Origin of the sequence: Pseudomonas sp. NPDC089741 (genome assembly GCF_044748825.1) — a bacterium.
Taxonomy (GTDB): domain Bacteria; phylum Pseudomonadota; class Gammaproteobacteria; order Pseudomonadales; family Pseudomonadaceae; genus Aquipseudomonas; species Aquipseudomonas helmanticensis.
This window is the reverse complement of record NZ_JBIVGT010000009.1, coordinates 1-18,656: the sequence shown is the minus strand read 5'-3', so window position 1 is coordinate 18,656 and position 18,656 is coordinate 1. Positions and strand designations below refer to the sequence as shown.

Annotated in this window: 17 protein-coding genes; 7 read left to right on the top strand and 10 right to left on the bottom strand. The window is 59.9% G+C overall.

Annotation, left to right across the window (positions count from 1 at the left end):
• The first annotated feature begins 1 nt into the window (after position 1).
• Positions 2-1,321 carry an LLM class flavin-dependent oxidoreductase gene (locus ACIPZE_RS11920; RefSeq protein WP_400772987.1) on the top strand — a complete coding sequence of 440 codons (1,320 nt, stop codon included), beginning with the start codon at positions 2-4 and terminating at the stop codon, positions 1,319-1,321.
• A 193-nt stretch (positions 1,322-1,514) separates the two neighbouring features.
• On the top strand, positions 1,515-2,552 hold the full coding sequence (gene mgrA / locus ACIPZE_RS11915) for an L-glyceraldehyde 3-phosphate reductase (protein ID WP_400772986.1): 1,038 nt from the start codon (positions 1,515-1,517) through the stop codon (positions 2,550-2,552).
• Between the two features lie 210 nt (positions 2,553-2,762).
• On the opposite strand, the gene tauD is transcribed toward mgrA, so the two are convergent.
• From tauD to ACIPZE_RS11880, 7 genes are all read right to left on the bottom strand, one after another.
• Positions 2,763-3,605, bottom strand: coding sequence for a taurine dioxygenase (gene tauD, locus ACIPZE_RS11910; RefSeq protein ID WP_283438063.1), 843 nt, complete (start codon positions 3,603-3,605; stop codon positions 2,763-2,765).
• A gap of 143 nt (positions 3,606-3,748) precedes the next feature.
• The gene (tauC, locus tag ACIPZE_RS11905; protein WP_158958179.1) at positions 3,749-4,588 is read right to left on the bottom strand and encodes a taurine ABC transporter permease TauC; all 840 of its coding nucleotides are present in this window, start codon (positions 4,586-4,588) and stop codon (positions 3,749-3,751) included.
• Positions 4,585-5,379 (bottom strand): taurine ABC transporter ATP-binding subunit, encoded by a 795-nt coding sequence (tauB, locus tag ACIPZE_RS11900; RefSeq protein ID WP_038359812.1) that lies wholly within the window; start codon positions 5,377-5,379, stop codon positions 4,585-4,587. The genes tauC and tauB overlap by 4 nt, the downstream gene beginning before the upstream one ends.
• A gap of 16 nt (positions 5,380-5,395) precedes the next feature.
• Positions 5,396-6,373, bottom strand: a complete 978-nt coding sequence (gene tauA, locus ACIPZE_RS11895) for a taurine ABC transporter substrate-binding protein (RefSeq protein WP_400772983.1) — start codon at positions 6,371-6,373, stop codon at positions 5,396-5,398.
• 270 nt (positions 6,374-6,643) lie between these two features.
• Positions 6,644-8,227 (bottom strand): glutamate--cysteine ligase, encoded by a 1,584-nt coding sequence (gene gshA, locus ACIPZE_RS11890; protein WP_400772981.1) that lies wholly within the window; start codon positions 8,225-8,227, stop codon positions 6,644-6,646.
• Between the two features lie 275 nt (positions 8,228-8,502).
• Complete coding sequence (locus tag ACIPZE_RS11885) at positions 8,503-8,886, bottom strand: PaaI family thioesterase (protein WP_187679402.1); 384 nt, start codon at positions 8,884-8,886, stop codon at positions 8,503-8,505.
• Positions 8,886-11,210 carry a Tex family protein gene (locus tag ACIPZE_RS11880; protein WP_129387596.1) on the bottom strand — a complete coding sequence of 775 codons (2,325 nt, stop codon included), beginning with the start codon at positions 11,208-11,210 and terminating at the stop codon, positions 8,886-8,888. The genes ACIPZE_RS11885 and ACIPZE_RS11880 overlap by 1 nt, the downstream gene beginning before the upstream one ends.
• Positions 11,211-11,568: 358 nt before the next feature.
• On the opposite strand from ACIPZE_RS11880, the gene ompR reads away from it, so the two are divergent.
• The gene (ompR, locus tag ACIPZE_RS11875; RefSeq protein WP_129387599.1) at positions 11,569-12,309 is read left to right on the top strand and encodes a two-component system response regulator OmpR; all 741 of its coding nucleotides are present in this window, start codon (positions 11,569-11,571) and stop codon (positions 12,307-12,309) included.
• 113 nt (positions 12,310-12,422) lie between these two features.
• Positions 12,423-13,736, top strand: coding sequence for an ATP-binding protein (locus ACIPZE_RS11870; protein ID WP_129387603.1), 1,314 nt, complete (start codon positions 12,423-12,425; stop codon positions 13,734-13,736).
• Between the two features lie 201 nt (positions 13,737-13,937).
• On the opposite strand, the gene rimK is transcribed toward ACIPZE_RS11870, so the two are convergent.
• Both rimK and ACIPZE_RS11860 read right to left on the bottom strand, forming a co-directional pair.
• The gene (gene rimK / locus ACIPZE_RS11865) at positions 13,938-14,843 is read right to left on the bottom strand and encodes a 30S ribosomal protein S6--L-glutamate ligase (protein ID WP_007949201.1); all 906 of its coding nucleotides are present in this window, start codon (positions 14,841-14,843) and stop codon (positions 13,938-13,940) included.
• Positions 14,840-15,301: an ATP-dependent zinc protease gene (locus tag ACIPZE_RS11860; RefSeq protein ID WP_171057267.1), complete on the bottom strand. Its 462-nt coding sequence runs from the start codon at positions 15,299-15,301 to the stop codon at positions 14,840-14,842. The genes rimK and ACIPZE_RS11860 overlap by 4 nt, the downstream gene beginning before the upstream one ends.
• 235 nt (positions 15,302-15,536) lie before the next feature.
• Between ACIPZE_RS11860 and ACIPZE_RS11855 the strand changes: the two genes are divergently transcribed.
• Complete coding sequence (locus tag ACIPZE_RS11855) at positions 15,537-15,941, top strand: RNA-binding S4 domain-containing protein (protein WP_400772979.1); 405 nt, start codon at positions 15,537-15,539, stop codon at positions 15,939-15,941.
• An 88-nt stretch (positions 15,942-16,029) separates the two neighbouring features.
• On the opposite strand, the gene ACIPZE_RS11850 is transcribed toward ACIPZE_RS11855, so the two are convergent.
• Positions 16,030-16,830 (bottom strand): phosphatase PAP2 family protein, encoded by an 801-nt coding sequence (locus ACIPZE_RS11850; protein ID WP_283438060.1) that lies wholly within the window; start codon positions 16,828-16,830, stop codon positions 16,030-16,032.
• Positions 16,831-16,935: 105 nt separating this feature from the next.
• On the opposite strand from ACIPZE_RS11850, the gene hslO reads away from it, so the two are divergent.
• Together hslO and ACIPZE_RS11840 are read left to right on the top strand one after the other, a co-directional pair.
• Positions 16,936-17,838, top strand: coding sequence for an Hsp33 family molecular chaperone HslO (gene hslO, locus ACIPZE_RS11845; RefSeq protein ID WP_400772978.1), 903 nt, complete (start codon positions 16,936-16,938; stop codon positions 17,836-17,838).
• A gap of 182 nt (positions 17,839-18,020) precedes the next feature.
• Positions 18,021-18,656 (top strand): phosphoenolpyruvate carboxykinase (ATP) (locus ACIPZE_RS11840; protein WP_400772976.1); only part of this gene is annotated, 636 nt, incomplete at its 3' end.

Below are 18,656 nucleotides of genomic sequence, written 5' to 3'. Positions count from 1 at the left end.
GATGAGCAGACAGTTGAAACTCGGCGCGTTCCTTATGGCCACCGGGCACCACGTCGCGGCGTGGCGTCATCCGGATGTGCCGGCGAATGCGGGTCTGGATTTCGCCCATTACAAACGGCTGGCGCAGATTGCCGAGGCGGCGAAATTCGATGCGTTGTTTGTCGCTGACAGCGTCGCCGCGCCGACCCAGAACATCGCCAGTCGCATGGCGCGCTCCGATCACTTTGAACCGCTGACGTTGCTCTCGGCGCTGAGTGCAGTGACCGAGCACATTGGCCTGATAGCCACGGCGACCACCAGTTACAACGAGCCGTATCACGTGGCGCGCAAATTCGCTTCGCTCGATCATTTGTCGGGCGGGCGAGCGGGGTGGAATCTGGTGACCTCGGACAATGCCGCCGAGGCGTTGAATTTCGGCCGCGATGAACATATTGGCCATGCCGAACGCTACATCCGAGCGCGCGAATTTCATCAGGTGGTCACCGGGCTCTGGGACAGTTGGGAGGACGATGCGTTTGTGCGCGACAAGGCGAGCGGGGCGTATTACGACCCTGCGAAGTTGCACGTGCTGGATCACGTCGGGGAACACTTCAGGGTCAAAGGCCCGTTGAACGTTGCGCGCTCGCCACAGGGGCAACCGGTGATCGTTCAGGCCGGATCTTCCGAACTCGGCCGCGAGTTGGCGGCGCAAACGGCTGAGGTGGTGTTCACCGCGCAGACTTCGCTGGCCAATGCGAAGGCGTTCTACGCCGACCTCAAAGGGCGCTTGCCGAAATACGGGCGCAGCGCCGAATCGCTGAAAATCATGCCCGGGGTTTTTGTCGTGGTCGGCCGCACCGAAGCCGAAGCGCAGGAAAAATGTGAAACGTTTCAGCAATTAGTCGAACCCGAGGTTGGCGTCGCCTTGCTTGGGCGTATGCTGGGCAACTTCGATTTGTCGAAGTACCCGCTGAACGGACCGTTGCCGCAGTTGCCGCAGACGGAAAGCGGTCAGCAGAGCCGGCAGAAATTGCTCACTGAGTTGGCGGGGCGGGAGAACCTGAGCCTTGCCGAACTGGGGCGCAAGATAGCTGGCGGGCGCGGGCATTACAGCCTGGTCGGTACGCCGCAGCAGATCGCTGATCGTTTGCAGGAATGGTTCGAGCAGGGTGCGGCGGACGGTTTCAACGTGCTGGTGCCGCATCTGCCGGGCGGGCTTGAAGACTTCGCCAACAGCGTGGTCCCGGAACTGCAACGTCGTGGGTTGTTCAGAACGGAATACGAGGGCCGGACGTTGCGCCAGAACCTTGGCCTCGCCCGACCTGTAAATCGCTTTGCATGACTGGTAGAGCTTTTGTGGCGAGGGGATTTATCCCCGTTCGGCTGCGGAGCAGTCGTAAAACCAGCGCATACGGCGCACCTGATTCATCGAGGTTTCAGGTTTTGGGGCGGCTTCGCCACCCAACGGGGATAAATCCCCTCGCCACAAAGGTATTCGGTTTCAGATGACTAAAAGACAGACAAGAGAGGATTCGATGACTTACACCGCTGCCGAAAACCGCTATGACTCCATCCCTTACCGCCGCGTCGGGCGCAGTGGTCTGGTGCTGCCGGCGCTGTCGCTGGGGCTGTGGCACAACTTCGGCGACAGCACGCCGATCGACACCCAGCGCGCGTTGCTGCGTACCGCGTTCGATCTGGGCATCAACCACTTCGACCTGGCCAACAACTACGGCCCGCCATACGGCAGCGCCGAGATCAATTTCGGCCGTTTGCTGCGTGAAGACTTCAAGCAGTATCGCGACGAGCTGATCATCTCCAGCAAGGCCGGTTGGGACATGTGGCCCGGCCCTTACGGCCAGGGCGGCGGCTCGCGCAAATACGTGCTGGCCAGCCTCGACCAGAGCCTGCAACGCCTGGGTCTGGACTATGTGGATATCTTCTATTCGCACCGCTTCGACCCGGACACCCCGCTGGAAGAAACCGCCAGTGCCCTCGCCGCTGCCGTGCAACAGGGCAAGGCGTTGTACATCGGTATCTCGTCGTATTCCGGCGTGAAAACCCGCGAAATGGCCGCGCTGTTGAAAGAATGGAAAGTGCCGCTGTTGATCCATCAACCGGCGTACAACCTGCTCAATCGTTGGGTGGAAAAGGATCTGCTCGATACCACCGATGAACTCGGCACCGGCGTGATCGCTTTCACACCGCTGGCGCAAGGTCTGCTCACCGACAAATACCTCAACGGCGTGCCGGCGGATGCGCGGGTCAATCGTCCGGGCGGTGGCTCGCTGCAGGCTTCGCACTTGTCCGACGCCAACATCGCTCACGTGCGCGCGCTGAACGAGATCGCCAAGCATCGTGGTCAGAGCCTGGCGCAACTGGCGCTGGCGTGGACGCTGCGTGATCCCCGGGTGACCTCGGCACTGATCGGCGCGAGCCGGCCGGAGCAGATTATCGAGAACGTCGGCGCGTTGAAGAATTTGAGTTTCAGTGCTGAAGAACTGGCGGAGATTGACCGCTTTGCCCAAGAGGGCGGGATCAATCTGTGGGAGAAGCCTTCGACGGCGCAGTGATGACGATTGGCTTGTATCAGCAAGATCCAACCCCCTCACCCCAGCCCTCTCCCCCAGGGGGGCGAGGGGGAAAGGGAGCCGATCTTCATGCCTTTCAAAGCTTGAGTTCAACCCGATATTTCAGGTCGATGTAGCTTGTACAGACACCTCGGTCAGTCCCCTCACCCTCCGGGAGAGGGTTAGGGTGAGGGGCTTTTGCTTCAATAAGGCTCAACGAAAAAACGGTACATCCCCCAACACCGTCGCTCGCTGCATCACTCGCCGCGCCGGCCGGTAGTCATCCACTGCGTAATGCTGGGTCACGCGGTTGTCCCAGAACGCAATATCGTCCTGCTGCCAGCGCCAGCGAATGGTGAATTCCGGTCGCGTCGCATGGGCGAACAGAAACTTCAGAATCGCCTCGCTCTCGGTTTCCGACAGCTCATTGATCTTCGACGTGAAGCCTTCATTGACGAACAACGAGCGCCGCCCACTGACCGGATGCGTGCGTATCACCGGGTGCGACAACGGTGGATTCTTGCGTCGCGCTTCTTCCCACTGCGCCAGCGCTTGCGGCGTATTGCCGTAGCGTTCCAGCGGAAACGAGCGAGTGAAATCGTGCGTGGCGGTCAGCCCTTCGAGCAAACCTTTCATCGGCGCCGACAGCGCTTCATACGCGGCAATCCCGCTGGCCCACAGCGTGTCGCCACCAAACTCCGGCAGCAATTTTGCGCTGAGTACCGCGCCCATCGCCGGCGTCGGCAGGAAGGTCACGTCGGTGTGCCAGATCGCGTTGTCGCGCACGTCGGTGACGGCGGTGTCGAGGATCAGCACTTCCGGCTGTTCCGGCACGTTCGGGTAGATCGGGTGAATGTGCAGATCGCCGAAATAGGCGGCGAAGCGTGCCTGTTGCGGTGGTTCGATCGGCTGGTTGCGGAAGAACAGAACCTGGTATTTGAGCAGCGCCTGCTCGATGGCGTCGCGGTGTTCCAGGGACAGCGGCTGGCTGATGTCGACGCCGCTGATCTGCGCGCCGAGGGCCGAGCTTAACGGGGTGATGTTGAGGCTGCTCATGGTCTTTCTCTTCAATTCCAGATAACCACCTCCCTGTAGGAGCTGCCGCAGGCTGCGATCTTTTGATCTTGATCTTTTTAAAAACAAGATCAAAAGATCGCAGCCTGCGGCAGCTCCTACAGGGGGTGATTCAAAAAAATGCTTTAGTGGGCCTGGCCGTGCCACGGCACCAGTTTGCGCTGCAGGGCGCGCAGGCCCATTTCCATGGCGAAGGCGATCAGGGCGATGACCAGAATCCCCAGCACCACCACATCGGTGACCAGGAACTGCGCGGCTGACTGCACCATGAAACCCAAGCCGCTGGTGGCGGCGATCAATTCGGCCGCGACCAGCGTCGACCAGCCAACCCCTAGACCAATGCGCACGCCAGTGAGAATGTCCGGCAGGGCGCTTGGCAAAATCACATGACGAATCAGCTGTAAACGCGTTGCACCCAGCGACTGCGCCGCGCGCAATTTCGCCGGATCAACCGTGCGCACGCCGGTCGCCGTAGCGATGGCGATTGGCGCGAAAATCGCCAGATAGATCAGCAGCACTTTCGACAACTCGCCGATGCCGCACCAGATCACGATCAGCGGCAGATAGGCCAGCGGTGGAATCGGGCGGTAGAACTCGATCAACGGATCGAGCACACCACGGGCGATGCGGTTGGCACCGATGGCAATGCCCACCGGCACGGCGGTCAGAATCGCAAAACCGAGGCCCAGACCGATGCGGCTCAGGCTCGCACCCAGGTGCTGCCACAAGGTCGAATCCATATAGCCCGTGGTCGCCAACAACCAGCCTTTTTGCAGCACGGCGGAAGGCGGCGGCAGGAACAGCGGTTCGATCAAACCGGTGGCAGTCACCGCCCACCAGATCGCTAACAATGCAAACAAGGTCAGCAAGCTGATCCAGCGCGTGCTGAGGCTGCGGCGCACCGGAATCGCCACCGATGCGCTGACCGGTTTTACCGCAGCCGAGGAAACGTCGTAACTGCTCATGCGCGCTCCTGCCGTTGCCCGGCGCTGCGTTGCGAGAACACTTTGCTCAGCACGTGTTCGCGGGTTTCGATAAAACGTGGATCGGATTTGATCGCGCGGGCGGACTCGCCAGCGGCGTAACGCTGACCGAAATCCAGATGCAGGCGTTCAACGATCTGCCCCGGATTCGGCGCGAGCAGAATCAGGTCAGTGGCGAGGAACACCGCTTCTTCAATGTCGTGGGTGATCAGGAAAACCGGCTTGGCGGTGCGCTGCCAGACTTGCAGCAACAATTCCTGCATCTGTTCGCGAGTGAACGCGTCGAGGGCGCCGAAGGGTTCGTCCATCAGCAATACACGCGGATCAGCGGCGAGGGCGCGGGCGAGGCCGACACGCTGCTTCTGGCCACCGGAAAGCTGCCAGATCCGGCGGCTTTCGAAACCGGAGAGATCAACCAGCGCGAGCATTTCACGGGCGATCTTTTCGCGTTTGTCCTTGGCGACGCCGGCCAGTTCCAGACCAAATGCAACGTTGGCCAGCACGTCCTGCCAAGGCAGCAAGGCGTCGTCCTGGAACACCACGCCACGTTCGGCGCTCGGGCCTTTGACCGGTACGCCGTCGAGGGTGATGCGCCCGGCGCTCGGTTCAACGAAACCGGCAATCAGGTTCAACAACGAAGTCTTGCCACTGCCGGACGGGCCGAGGGCGACCAGCAATTGCTGAGGCCCCAGGGTCAGAGAAATATCCGCCAGCACCGGTTCCGGGCTGCCCGGGTACTGTGCGCTGATGCGCTCCAGCTGTAGCAAGGCCATCGCAGTTAACTCCCGATCAGTTGGTGATGAATTTGGCGCTGACGTACGGCGCGTAGTCCGGCAGAACGGCTTCGACCTTGCCTTGCTCCTTGAGGAACGCGGCGGTGTCGGTGATGGCTTTGGTGGTCGGCGCGCCGAGGTCGCTGACCTGGTCAGCCGCCAGCGGGTAGACGTTGCCTTGCAGCAACAGCGGAATGTCAGTGGCCTTGGCGCCGGAGAGTTTCACCAGTTTGTCGACGTTGGACTGATCGGCCAGCCAGGCTTTCGGGTCTTTGCGGTAATCGGCGTAGGCGTCGAGGGTGACCTTGGCGAACGCGGTGACGATTTCCGGGTGCTTCTCGGCGAAGTCTTTGCGCACGATCCACGCGTCAAAGGTCGGCGCGCCGAATTTGGCCAGTTCGCCGGAAGTGATCAGCACTTTGCCGTTTTCCTTGGCCACGCCGAGTGCCGGATCCCAAACGTAGGTGGCGTCGATATCACCACGCTTCCATGCGGCAACGATGGCCGGTGGCGCGAGGTTGAGGATGGTGACTTTCGACGGATCGATGTTCCAGTGCTTCAGTGCGGCGAGCAGGCTGTAGTGACCGGTAGACACGAACGGCACGGCGATTTTCTTGCCGACCAGATCTTGCGGGGTTTTGATGCCGGAACCGTCGCGAGCGACCAGTGCTTCGGCAGCGCCGATCTGAGTGGCGATGAGGAAGGTTTCGACCGGAACTTTGCGGGTGATCGCCGCGGTCAGCGGGCTCGAACCGAGGTAGCCGATCTGCACGTCGCCGGAAGCGATGGCGGCGATGATGTCGGCGCCGTTGTCGAACTTGCGCCAAGCGATATCGGCTTTGGTGGCTTTTTCGTAAGCGCCGTCGGCCTGGGCGACTTTCGCCGGGTCAACGGTGGTTTGGTAGGCGACGGTGAGGTCGGCGGCCTGGGCCAGGAAACTCGCAGCAGCCAGAGAGGCAACGGCGAGCAGGCGAAGCGGGAAATTCAGTTTCATTGAACAGCTCCATATCAGGCGACCGAGCGTCGGCGTGAAAGGAGACTAAATGATCTAAGAATCAGTAAATAAATAACTTTTTCGAATGAGCTTATGAGCGGAAAAATCTAAGAAGGGCTCAGATCGTTCCCACGCTCTGCGTGGGAATGCAGCCGGTGACGCTCCGCGTCACCTGGACGCGGAGCGTCCCTTGAGGCGTTACCACGCGGAGCGTGGGAACGATCAAGTGTAGGAGCTGCCGAAGGCTGCGATCTTTTTTACTGCCAACGCTTAATTGCTGATCGCCAAAATGCTCGCCTGATATGACCCGACAAACACATCAAAATCGCCCACCTCGTTCTGCTCCAGCTCAGCCTGCGCAGCCAGCGACGTACGCGCCAACTCCTCAAACTTCGCCTGTTCATCCGCCGCCAACGGCTCGCTGCGGAAAAACTCGGCATGCGCCTGACTCTGACGCAACGAGAACTGCGCAAAGCTTTCCTTATGCTCAGCCATCGCCGCCAGCACCTGCGCGGATGGCGTCAGGGACGGATCGCTGACCTTGGCCAGTTGCGTATCCAGCGCCTTGCTGTGCGCATCGCCGCCATGGCTCTGGTCCAGCAACGCCGCCAGTGGCGCGATTTGCTCCAGCAGTTCTGCCGCCCAGGTCTTCATTTCGACCGGTTGACCGTCGCGCTGCAATTGCAGGCCCGGACGACGACCTTCCTTGACCACGCTGAGGAAGTTCGACGTCGCGTTGCCGCAGGACGTGTTGGTCAGCAAAGGGCTGTCGTTGAACGCGCAGTACAGGAGGAACGCATCGAGGAAACGCGATTCGGTCAGGTCGATGCCCATCGGCAGGAACGGATTGATGTCCAAGCAACGCACTTCGACGTACTGAATGCCACGGGCCACCAGCGCCTGAATCGGCCGCTCGCCGGTGTAGGTCACGCGTTTCGGGCGGATGTTGGAGTAGTACTCGTTTTCGATCTGCAGGATGTTGGTATTGAGCTGCACCCACTCACCGTCCTTGTGCGTGCCGACTTCAACGTACGGCGGGTACGGCGTGGCAACGGCTTTGCGCAGGCTGTCGGTGTAGCTCGACAGATCGTTGTAGCACGGCGTCAGACCGGCCTGGGCGTTGCTCTGGTAACCGAGGTCGCTCATGCGCAGGCTGGTCGCGTACGGCAGATACAAGGTGTCTGGATCGAGTTGTTCGAGTTGATGCGAACGCCCCCGCAGGAACCCTGCATCCAGCGCTGGCGACGCACCGAACAGGTACATCAGCAGCCAGCTGTAACGACGGAAATTACGGATCAGTGCGATGTAGGAAAACGACTGGAAGTCGCGATCCGTGCCGACAAAACCTTCGGTTTCGCGCAGCAGCGGCCAGAGCTTTTCCGGCAGCGAGAAGTTGTAGTGAATACCGGCAATGCACTGCATGGTCTTGCCGTAGCGCAGGGCCAGGCCCTTGCGGTAGACGTACTTGAGCTGACCAATGTTGGAGGTGCCGTAATAGGCGATCGGGATGTCTTCCTCGGCCGGCAACGGGCACGGCATCGATGGACTCCACAGGTACTCGTTGCCGAGTTTGCTGTAGGCAAAGCGATGAATCTTGTCCAGGCTCGCCAGCGTGTCGGCAGGATCCGGCAGGGCAGGCGTGATGAACTCCAGCAACGACTCGGAATAGTCGGTGGTGATCTGTTCGTTGGTCAGCGCGGAACCCAAGGCTTCGGGGTGCGGCGTTTGCGCCAGGCGACCTTCGCTGGTCACGCGCAGGCATTCACGTTCGATACCGTGCAGGCACTGCTCGAGCAGAGAGAGGTTAGCGCGCTCGCCGAGCAGAGCCAGGCGGCGGTTGAGAAGTTCGCTCAATTTGGATTCCTTCACGCGTCAGTCGCCCCAATATGGGGGTGGGCAGGACGGTCTACAAGGGTGAAGTTGAAACTGGCGTTATCGCCTGGTTTTTCTAGCCGGTCAGCCGCACACATACCCTGTAGGAGCTGCCGCAGGCTCGGGCCGCGATCGGACGATCTTTTGATTTTGTTTTTCAATAGCAAGATCAAAAGATCGTCCGATCGCGGCCCGAGCCTGCGGCAGCTCCTACAGGATTCATTGCGCCGAAATTAACCCAAAATGGTGACCGGTAGCTACAGGACAGCGAACGTGCCTTGCGCTTTTGCGACCAGTTTGTCGCCCTGCATCACGTCGGCTTCAACCACCAACGTGCGCCGGCCCGGGTGAATCACCCGCGCCGTGCACAGCACCTCGCCGTCGGAAACGGCGCGGATATAGTTGATCTTGCACTCGATGGTCGCGCTTTGCTGATCGAAGCCGTGGGTGCTGGAACAGGCCAGCCCCATGGCGATATCGACCAGACTGAACAGCGCGCCACCGTGCAATTTGCCGCCGCGATTGCGCAGTTCGGGTTCCAGCCCCAGGGCAACTTGCGCCACCCCGGTTTCCAGGCTGTGCAGGCGGCAGCCCAACAGCTTGAAAAACGCGCTCTCGACGAGCCCGGCCGGAATCTCCATCAGCGTTTCTTCAACTGCTTGGCGTTGGCGAACAGCGAGGCCATTGCGTTGTTGACTGGTGCGGCGGTTGCGGTTTCCTTGCGCGGCGCGTTGTTCGAAGGCTGGCGTTGCGCCGAGCCCGGACGCGAACCACGCGCACCGTCGATTTTCTCGCCTGGGGTGTCGCCCATGCGCATCGACAGGCCAACGCGTTTGCGTGGGATGTCGACTTCCATGACCTTCACTTTCACCACATCACCGGCCTTCACCGCTTCGCGTGGGTCCTTGATGAATTTTTCCGACAGCGCTGAGATGTGCACCAGACCGTCCTGATGCACGCCGATGTCGACGAATGCACCGAACGCGGTCACGTTGGTGACGACGCCTTCGAGGATCATCCCCAGTTGCAGGTCTTTCAGATCTTCAACGCCTTCCTGGAACTCCGCAGTCTTGAACTCCGGACGCGGGTCGCGGCCCGGCTTTTCCAGTTCTTGCAGAATGTCGGTGACGGTGGGCAGACCGAAGGTCTCGTCGGTGAACTTCTTCGGATCCAGACGCTTGAGGAAGCTTGCGTCGCCGATCAGCGAGCGGATGTCGCGGTCGGTTTCAGCGGCAATACGCTGCACCAGCGGATAGGCTTCCGGGTGAACCGCCGACGAATCCAGCGGGTTATCGCCGTTCATCACGCGCAAGAAACCTGCGGCCTGTTCGAAGGTTTTTTCGCCCAGGCGGGCGACTTTCTTCAGGGCTGCACGGGTTTTGAACGCGCCGTGCTCATCGCGGTGAGCGACGATGTTCTGCGCCAGCGTCGAGTTGAGGCCGGAGATACGCGCCAGCAGCGCCACCGAAGCGGTGTTCACGTCAACGCCAACGGCGTTTACGCAGTCCTCGACCACAGCGTCCAGACCGCGCGCCAGTTTCAGCTGCGAAACGTCGTGCTGGTATTGGCCGACACCGATGGATTTCGGATCGATTTTCACCAGCTCGGCCAGTGGATCCTGCAGACGACGGGCGATGGAGACGGCGCCACGGATCGACACGTCCAGATCCGGGAATTCCTTCGCCGCCAGTTCTGACGCCGAGTACACCGATGCACCGGCCTCGGAGACCATGACTTTGGTCATCTTCATGGCTGGGTATTTTTTGATCAGCTCGATCGCCAGTTTGTCGGTCTCGCGGCTGGCGGTACCGTTGCCGATGGCGATCAGATCGACCGAGTGCTTGGCGCACAGGGCAGCCAGAATGGCGATGGTCTGATCCCATTTGTTGTGCGGCACGTGCGGGTAAACCGTGGCGTGATCAAGCATTTTGCCGGTCGAATCGACCACGGCCACCTTGCAACCGGTACGCAGGCCCGGGTCGAGGCCCAGGGTTGCGCGCGGGCCAGCCGGGGCGGCCAACAGCAGGTCGTGCAGGTTGTGCGCAAACACGTTGATCGCTTCGGTTTCGGCGCCGTCACGCAGTTCGCCGAGCAGGTCGGTTTCCAGGTGGGTATAGAGCTTGACCTTCCACGTCCAGCGCACCACTTCACCGAGCCATTTGTCGGCCGGACGGTTCTGGTTCTGGATGTTGAATTGCTGGCCGATCATGCCCTCGCATGGGTGCATTGTGCCCGGCAGCTCGTCGCCGACTTTCAGCGCGGAGCTGAGAATGCCTTCGTTACGGCCACGGAAAATCGCCAGCGCACGGTGCGACGGCATGCTTTTCAGCGGCTCATCGTGTTCGAAGTAGTCGCGGAACTTGGCGCCTTCTTCTTCCTTGCCGGCGATGACGCGGGCACTGAGGGTGGCTTCCTGTTTCAGGTAGCTGCGCAGTTTTTCCAGCAGGCTGGCGTCTTCGGCGAAGCGTTCCATGAGGATGTATTTGGCGCCTTCGAGGGCTGCCTTGACATCGGCCACGCCTTTTTCGGCGTCGACAAAGCGTGCGGCTTCGGTTTCCGGGGCCAGGTTCGGGTCGTTGAACAGGCCGTCGGCCAAGTCGCCAAGTCCGGCTTCCAGGGCGATCTGGCCCTTGGTGCGGCGCTTCTGCTTGTACGGCAGGTACAAGTCTTCGAGGCGAGTCTTGGTGTCGGCGAGTTTGATATCGCGTTCGAGGGCAGGGGTGAGTTTGCCTTGCTCTTCGATGCTGGCGAGGATGCTGATACGCCGTTCGTCGAGTTCTCGCAGGTAGCGCAGGCGCTCTTCCAGATGACGCAACTGGGTGTCATCGAGACTGCCGGTGACTTCTTTCCGGTAACGGGCGATGAAGGGAACGGTAGAGCCTTCATCGAGTAGCGCGACGGCCGCTTCGACCTGTTGTGGGCGTACGCCGAGTTCCTCGGCGATGCGGCTGTTGATGCTGTCCATAAAACCACCTGACATATTGTGAAAGCAGGCTCGCAGGCACGGAAATAAAGGCCCGGAGTCTGGTTGAGCGGCTTGAAGATTGCCGCTGCCTGGGTCAAAAGGCAGACCATTGACCCGTGAAATCGAACAATTACTGCACAGTGCCGGAAAAAGTGCCGGCCATTTACGGTAACGATTCAGACGTTGCCTGGCACAAAACGCCGCGCATTATAACCAGCGTTCTGACATTCGGGGGCGTTGCAGTCTGTAGGCATAAACCCCGGTTTTCTGGCAGTGAAGGAAAAATCTGCTAACAATGCACACGGTGCGTATAACGACAGCTACGCCATAATGCGCGCCGAGCTAAAAGGAGCATCCAATGAGCAGCACTGCACAAACTGCTGAAGGCGAAAAAATTCTTATCGTTGATGACGATCCGGGGCTGAGCAGCCTGCTGGAGCGTTTCTTCGTCAGCAAGGGCTACCGTGCCCGCGCCGTACCGAACACCGAGCAGATGGATCGTCTGTTATCGCGTGAAGTATTCAATCTGGTCGTCCTCGACCTGATGCTGCCGGGCGAAGACGGCCTGACGGCTTGCCGCCGCCTGCGTGGCGCGAACAATCAGATTCCGATCATCATGCTTACCGCCAAGGGCGACGAGCTGAGCCGGATCAAGGGCCTGGAACTGGGCGCGGACGATTATCTGGCCAAGCCGTTCAACCCGGACGAGCTGATGGCTCGGGTCAAAGCGGTATTGCGTCGTCAGGCACCGTCGGTTCCTGGTGCGCCGGGCAGCGAAGACGAAAACGTCACCTTCGGCGATTACACGTTGTCCCTGGCCACTCGCGAACTCAAGCGCGGTGACGAGGTGCACATGCTCACCACCGGTGAGTTCGCGGTCCTCAAGGCATTGGTGATGAACGCGCGTCAGCCGTTGACCCGCGACAAACTGATGAACCTGGCCCGTGGCCGCGAGTGGGATGCCCTCGAGCGTTCCATCGACGTGCAGATCTCCCGTCTGCGCCGGATGATCGAGCCCGATCCGTCGAAACCGCGCTACATCCAGACTGTCTGGGGCGTGGGCTACGTGTTCGTACCGGATGGCGCCGCCACCAAGTGATCGGCGATTTGTAGGAGCGGGTCTGTCAGGCCCGGGTTGAATGACCCGGGCGCAGACTCGCAATCCGCAATATGCGAGCATTGCTCGCTCCTGCAAGTGTGTAGCGGTTATAGATGAAAACCCCCGTCTGGTTCCCCCAAAGTTTTTTCTCTCGCACCCTCTGGCTGGTGCTCATCGTCGTGCTGTTTTCCAAGGCGCTGACCCTGGTTTATCTGTTGATGAACGAGGACGTGCTGGTGGATCGTCAGTACAGTCACGGCGTCGCCCTGACGTTGCGCGCCTATTGGGCCGCCGATGAAGAAAACCGCGCGAAGATCGCCGATGCCGCGACCCTGATCCGGGTTGTCGGTGCCGGTGTACCGGAAGGCGAACAGCATTGGCCGTACAGTGAAATCTACCAGCGACAGATGCAGGCCGAACTCGGTGCCGACACCGAAGTGCGTTTGCGTATGCACTCGCCGCCAGCGCTGTGGGTGCGTGCGCCGAGCCTGGGGGATGGCTGGCTGAAAGTGCCGCTGTACCCACATCCGTTGCGCGGCCAGAAAATCTGGAACGTACTCGGCTGGTTCCTCGCCATCGGCCTGCTCTCGACTGCGTCGGCGTGGATTTTCGTCAGTCAGCTCAATCAACCGCTGAAACGCCTGGTGTATGCCGCGCGGCAACTCGGTCAGGGCCGCAGTGTGCGTTTGCCGATCAGTGACACGCCAAGCGAGATGGCCGAAGTTTACCGTGCCTTCAACCAGATGGCTGAGGACGTCGAACAGGCGGGGCGTGAGCGAGAGCTGATGCTGGCCGGGGTTTCCCACGATTTGCGCACACCGTTGACGCGGTTGCGCTTGTCGCTGGAGCTGATGGGCGACCACACCGATCTGACTGACGACATGGTGCGTGACATCGAAGACATGGACGCGATTCTCGACCAGTTCCTCGCGTTCATTCGCGATGGTCGCGACGAGTCGGTGGAAGAGGTGGATCTCAGCGATCTGGTGCGTGAGGTGGCAGCACCTTACAACCAGAACGAAGAGAAAGTGCGCTTGCGCCTGGAGCCGATCCAGCCGTTCCCGCTACGTCGAGTGTCGATGAAACGCTTGCTCAACAACCTGATCGGCAATGCTTTGCACCATGCCGGCAGCGGCGTTGAAGTGGCGGCCTATGTGTCCGGCGACACCAGTGCGCCTTATGTGGTGCTGAGTGTGATGGACCGGGGGGCGGGAATTGATCCTTCGGAGCTTGAGGCGATTTTCAACCCGTTTACCCGCGGTGACCGTGCCCGTGGTGGCAAGGGGACCGGGTTGGGTCTGGCGATCGTGAAGCGGATTGCTTCGATGCATGGCGGCAATGTCGAGTTGCGCAATCGGTCCGGCGGCGGGCTGGAGGCGCGGGTAAGGTTGCCGCTTGGGTTGATGCTGCCTCGGGATGCCGTTTAAAACATAAAACCCTCACCCCAACCCTCTCCCAGAGGGAGAGGGGGCCGACCGAGGTGTCTGGCGTCATACATCGACCTGAAAGACTGGGGCGATTGTGGATTCGGCACAGCAGGATCCGGTCGGTGTATCTTTTAAGCATCCCCCAATCGGTCCCCTCTCCCTATGGGAGAGGGTTAGGGTGAGGGGCTCTTGCTCTTCGCTCTAGCCTTTGCCTTTGGTCCGGGTCATATTCGGCCCACCATTCTTTTCCAGATGCTCAATGATGATCCCCGCCACGTTCTTGCCGGTGGTGGTCTCGATCCCTTCCAGACCTGGCGACGAGTTCACTTCCATCACCAGTGGCCCGTGATTGGAGCGCAGGATATCCACACCCGCTACCGCCAGCCCCATGACCTTGGCTGCACGCAGCGCGGTCATGCGTTCTTCCGGAGTGATCTTGATCAGGCTCGCGCTGCCGCCGCGATGCAGGTTGGAACGGAACTCACCCGGCTTGGCCTGACGCTTCATCGCCGCGATCACTTTGTCGCCGACCACGAAGCAACGGATATCCGCACCGCCGGCTTCCTTGATGTATTCCTGAACCATGATGTTCTGCTTCAGGCCCATGAACGCCTCGATCACCGATTCCGCTGCCGTTGCGGTTTCACACAGCACCACTCCGATGCCCTGAGTGCCTTCCAGCACCTTGATCACCAGCGGGGCGCCGTTGACCATGTCGATCAGGTCGGGAATGTCGTCCGGCGAGTGCGCAAAGCCAGTCACCGGCAGACCGATACCACGACGCGAGAGCAATTGCAGCGAACGCAGTTTGTCCCGTGAACGGGCAATCGCCACCGACTCGTTGAGCGGGAACACGCCCATCATTTCGAACTGGCGCAACACCGCACAACCGTAAAACGTCACCGACGCGCCAATCCGCGGGATCACCGCGTCGAAGCCTTCCAGCGGTTTGCCGCGATAGTGGATCTGCGGCTTGTGGCTGGCGATGTTCATGTAGGCGCGCAAGGTGTCGATCACTACCATTTCATGCCCGCGCTCGGTTCCGGCTTCGACCAGACGGCGGGTGGAATACAGACGCGGGTTCCGCGACAGCACAGCGATCTTCATGCAACACCTGTGGAGGAGGTAGATACCGGGAACACCGGCTTGTCTTGTACATATTTGATGCCTGGATTGACCACCAACTGGCCATCGATCAGGGCTTTGGAGCCGAGCAACAGGCGATAACGCATGGACTTGCGGCAGGCGAGTGTGAACTCGACCGGCCAGACCCGATCACCCAGGGCCAGAGTAGTGCTGATCACGTAGCGCACCTGCGCATGGCCGTTGGAGCTTTTGATGGTCTTGCGGGTCACCAGCGGTGCTTCGCAACGGCGGTGACGCAACTGCACCACCGTGCCCAGGTGCGCAGTAAAGCGCACCCACTTTTCGCCGTCGCGTTCGAACGGTTCGATGTCGGTGGCATGCAGGCTGGAGGTGCTGGCGCCGGTGTCGATTTTCGCCCGCAGGCCAGCGACTCCCAAATCCGGGAGCGCCACCCACTCGCGCAGACCGACAACGGTCAAATGGTCAAATGTCTTCAAAAAAATGCTCAACCGTGGCAACCGCTCAGCCCACACGAGGCCGGATTCGCGGTATTCACGCAGAATAAGGGTTAAAAGGCGACAGATATCTACAGCCCGGATTTCCGGCCCCTGAAGCAGGCGCCGGAACGCGCGCATTGTAATCCGGGACAGGGTCATTCATGACATGACTGAAACGGTAGTACAGTTCATCAATATTTCAGAATGAGGAAACGCCATGGCACAAAAAAGCGCAGAGGACGACAAGGTCCGTCTCGACAAGTGGCTGTGGGCAGCGCGTTTTTTTAAAACCCGCGCCTTGGCCAAAGCAGCGATCGAGAGTGGCAAGGTGCATTGTCGCGGCGAGCGCTGCAAGCCTGGCAAAGAGCCACGCATTGGCGATGAGTTCGAGATCCGCACCGGTTTTGAAGTGCGTACAGTGAAGGTCGAGGCGTTGTCGATCGTGCGCCGCGGCGCGCCTGAAGCGCAGGCGTTGTATTCGGAAACCGAGGTGAGTATCGCCAAGCGCGAAGCAGCTGCGGCGATGCGCAAGGCGGGTGCTTTGGGTGTGAGCACCGATGGCAAGCCGAGCAAGAAACAGCGGCGGGATTTGTTCAAGTTTCGCGGCAGCAGCAACGAATAAAAAGATCGCAGCCTGCGGCAGCTCCTACAGGAAAATGCATTCCCATGTAGGAGCTGCCGCAGGCTGCGATCTTTTAGCATTCATCCCATCAACGAGCAGACACCACACTCATCCGCGAAACCACCGGCAACTTGCCCAGCAGCGCGAAAACCGGCGCGGTCATCTTCAGCCAGAAGTTCGATGCGTGATAGGCAAACGGCGTGTAATAACCCCAGCCCAATGCCCACACCGCCAGCAATACGCCACCGATGTAATCGTCCTGCCCCCAATGCGCACCCGCCACCAGGCGCGGCAGCATGAACAGAACAGCCAAGCCCCACACCGCTAAAAACTGCCCGGCCGTACGGCTGAACACGCCCATGAACAGTGCCCAGATCAGCAGTACCGAAGCATGGTCACCGGGAAAGCTCTGGCTCGAGCGATCTTTCACTTCCCAGGTTTTTTCCAGATCCGGGAAGTAATCGCTGATGTGCACGGCACCTTCGAGCACCATTGACGGACTGCTGTGCTGCCAATCCATATGGTCGGCGAACTTGGAAAACAGTGCGCGAATCACCACCATCAACAGCAGGATCGAAAGAAAACCGAAAAAAGCCCGGCGTACGTCAATCGCCTTGAACACCCAGTCGCCCTTGATCAGCAGGGTCAGCAGGATTAGGCCAACGACGATGTCGAACGGACGCATACTTGCAATTGCCCAGATGTGGAGCCATATCGGGTTGCTGGCCAGTGGTGCATTGAGTGAGCGAAACAGCCACTCGTCGAAAATCACACACAGCGAGTTGCCCGTAGGCCATAACCAGAAAGCCAGTAGCGCTAATGGCACGACGTTGCACAGAACCAGCCGGCCGAGGTTCCACCTTGATTGGAACAAACCCGGATTGTTCATAAAATGCCTCCAATGGCTGAACAGTCAGCACCAAAAATTATGCCGAGAAGCGTAAATTTTCACGTTTTGTAACCATTTTGTCACCACATTCAGATACCCAGACCTATGACCGACCTACCGGATACCGATTTCACCCAACGCTTCATCTTTGATGACAGCGACACCCGTGGCGAACTGGTCGCGCTTGAGCGCAGCTACGCCGAAGTCCTTGCCAAGCACCCGTACCCGGAACCGGTTGCGCAATTGCTCGGCGAACTGATGGCGGCCGCCTCGTTGCTGGTCGGCACCCTCAAGTTCGATGGACTGCTGATTCTGCAGGCGCGTTCCGAAGGGCCGATCCCGATGCTGATGATCGAGTGCTCCAGCGACCGCGACATCCGTGGTCTGGCGCGTTATCACGCCGATCAGATCGCGGCGGATGCGACCCTCGCCGACCTGATGCCGAACGGCGTTCTGGCCCTGACCGTCGACCCGACAGTTGGCCAGCGCTACCAAGGCATCGTCGATCTCGACGGCGAAACACTGTCCGATTGCTTCACCAACTATTTCGTCATGTCGCAACAGGTTGGCACTCGCTTCAAGCTGTTCGCTGACGGTCGTCGTGCCCGTGGCTTGCTGCTGCAACAATTGCCGGCAGACCGTTTGAAAGACGAAGATGATCGCGCCGCCAGCTGGCAGCACATCACCGCACTGGCCACCACCCTGACCGCCGATGAGTTGCTCAGCCTCGACAACGAAACCGTGCTGCATCGCCTCTACCACGAAGAGCAGGTTCGTCTGTTCGATGTGCAGAAACTGCGCTTCCGTTGCAGTTGCTCGCGGGAACGCTCCGGCAATGCGCTGGTCAGTCTCGGTCTGGAAGATGCGCAGCAATTGGTGGTCGAACACGGCGGCAACATCGAGGTCGATTGCCAGTTCTGCAACGAGCGCTACCTGTTCGATGCCACGGATGTTGCTCAATTGTTCGCTGGCGCAGGCGTCGACACGCCGTCAGATACCCGGCACTAAAACGGTTCAGCGCAGGTAAATTCACTGCTCAGCGACGGAATATCGCCGTTACGACGGGAGGACCCTACTCTTTTTGGGCGTTTCTGGCATAATCCGGCCCACTTTTTGTCGCGGTAGTAGTGCACGACTTTCTACTACAAAACGTTTGGAGCACACTCGGCCACTGGCCGACGGGGAATCTCATGACGCAAGCCAATAACGCCGTGTACACCGATCTGAGTGTTGATGATCTGGTAAAAGAAGCCTTGAATCGCGGTGAGGGCGAGCTTGCCGATACCGGCGCCTTGGTTGTTCGCACTGGTCACCGCACCGGTCGTTCGCCAGTTGACCGTTTCATCGTTGAAGAGCCTTCCACCCAGGCCGCTATCGCCTGGGGCCCGATCAACCGCAAGTTCCCGGCCGACAAGTTCGATGCCCTGTGGGACCGCGTTGAAGCGTTCAACAACGCGCAAGAGCACTTCGTTTCCCACGTACATGTAGGCGCGGCCGAAGATCACTACCTGGCCGTGAAAATGACCACCCAGACTGCCTGGCAGAATCTGTTCGGTCGTTGCCTGTTCATCAACCCGGCCCAGTACAACCCGGCTGGCCGTGAAGAGTGGCAAGTGCTCAACGTCGCCAACTTCGAGTGCGTGCCTGAGCGTGACGGCACCAACTCCGACGGTTGCGTGATCCTCAACTTTGCCCAGAAGAAAGTGCTGATCGCCGGCATGCGTTACGCCGGTGAAATGAAGAAAGCCATGTTCTCCGTGCAGAACTTCCTGCTGCCGGCCGCTGACGTGCTGCCAATGCACTGCGCTGCCAACATCGGCGAAGAA

What these genes read in the sequence shown, in the direction of transcription:
- ACIPZE_RS11920 (WP_400772987.1), top strand. Translation starts at nt 2, where the DNA reads ATGAGCAGACAGTTGAAACTCGGCGCGTTCCTTATGGCCACCGGGCAC.
- mgrA (WP_400772986.1), top strand. Translation starts at nt 1,515, where the DNA reads ATGACTTACACCGCTGCCGAAAACCGCTATGACTCCATCCCTTACCGC.
- tauD (WP_283438063.1), bottom strand. Translation starts at nt 3,605, where the DNA reads ATGAGCAGCCTCAACATCACCCCGTTAAGCTCGGCCCTCGGCGCGCAG.
- tauC (WP_158958179.1), bottom strand. Translation starts at nt 4,588, where the DNA reads ATGAGCAGTTACGACGTTTCCTCGGCTGCGGTAAAACCGGTCAGCGCA.
- tauB (WP_038359812.1), bottom strand. Translation starts at nt 5,379, where the DNA reads ATGGCCTTGCTACAGCTGGAGCGCATCAGCGCACAGTACCCGGGCAGC.
- tauA (WP_400772983.1), bottom strand. Translation starts at nt 6,373, where the DNA reads ATGAAACTGAATTTCCCGCTTCGCCTGCTCGCCGTTGCCTCTCTGGCT.
- ACIPZE_RS11885 (WP_187679402.1), bottom strand. Translation starts at nt 8,886, where the DNA reads ATGGAGATTCCGGCCGGGCTCGTCGAGAGCGCGTTTTTCAAGCTGTTG.
- ACIPZE_RS11880 (WP_129387596.1), bottom strand. Translation starts at nt 11,210, where the DNA reads ATGGACAGCATCAACAGCCGCATCGCCGAGGAACTCGGCGTACGCCCA.
- ompR (WP_129387599.1), top strand. Translation starts at nt 11,569, where the DNA reads ATGAGCAGCACTGCACAAACTGCTGAAGGCGAAAAAATTCTTATCGTT.
- ACIPZE_RS11870 (WP_129387603.1), top strand. Translation starts at nt 12,423, where the DNA reads ATGAAAACCCCCGTCTGGTTCCCCCAAAGTTTTTTCTCTCGCACCCTC.
- rimK (WP_007949201.1), bottom strand. Translation starts at nt 14,843, where the DNA reads ATGAAGATCGCTGTGCTGTCGCGGAACCCGCGTCTGTATTCCACCCGC.
- ACIPZE_RS11855 (WP_400772979.1), top strand. Translation starts at nt 15,537, where the DNA reads ATGGCACAAAAAAGCGCAGAGGACGACAAGGTCCGTCTCGACAAGTGG.
- ACIPZE_RS11850 (WP_283438060.1), bottom strand. Translation starts at nt 16,830, where the DNA reads ATGAACAATCCGGGTTTGTTCCAATCAAGGTGGAACCTCGGCCGGCTG.
- hslO (WP_400772978.1), top strand. Translation starts at nt 16,936, where the DNA reads ATGACCGACCTACCGGATACCGATTTCACCCAACGCTTCATCTTTGAT.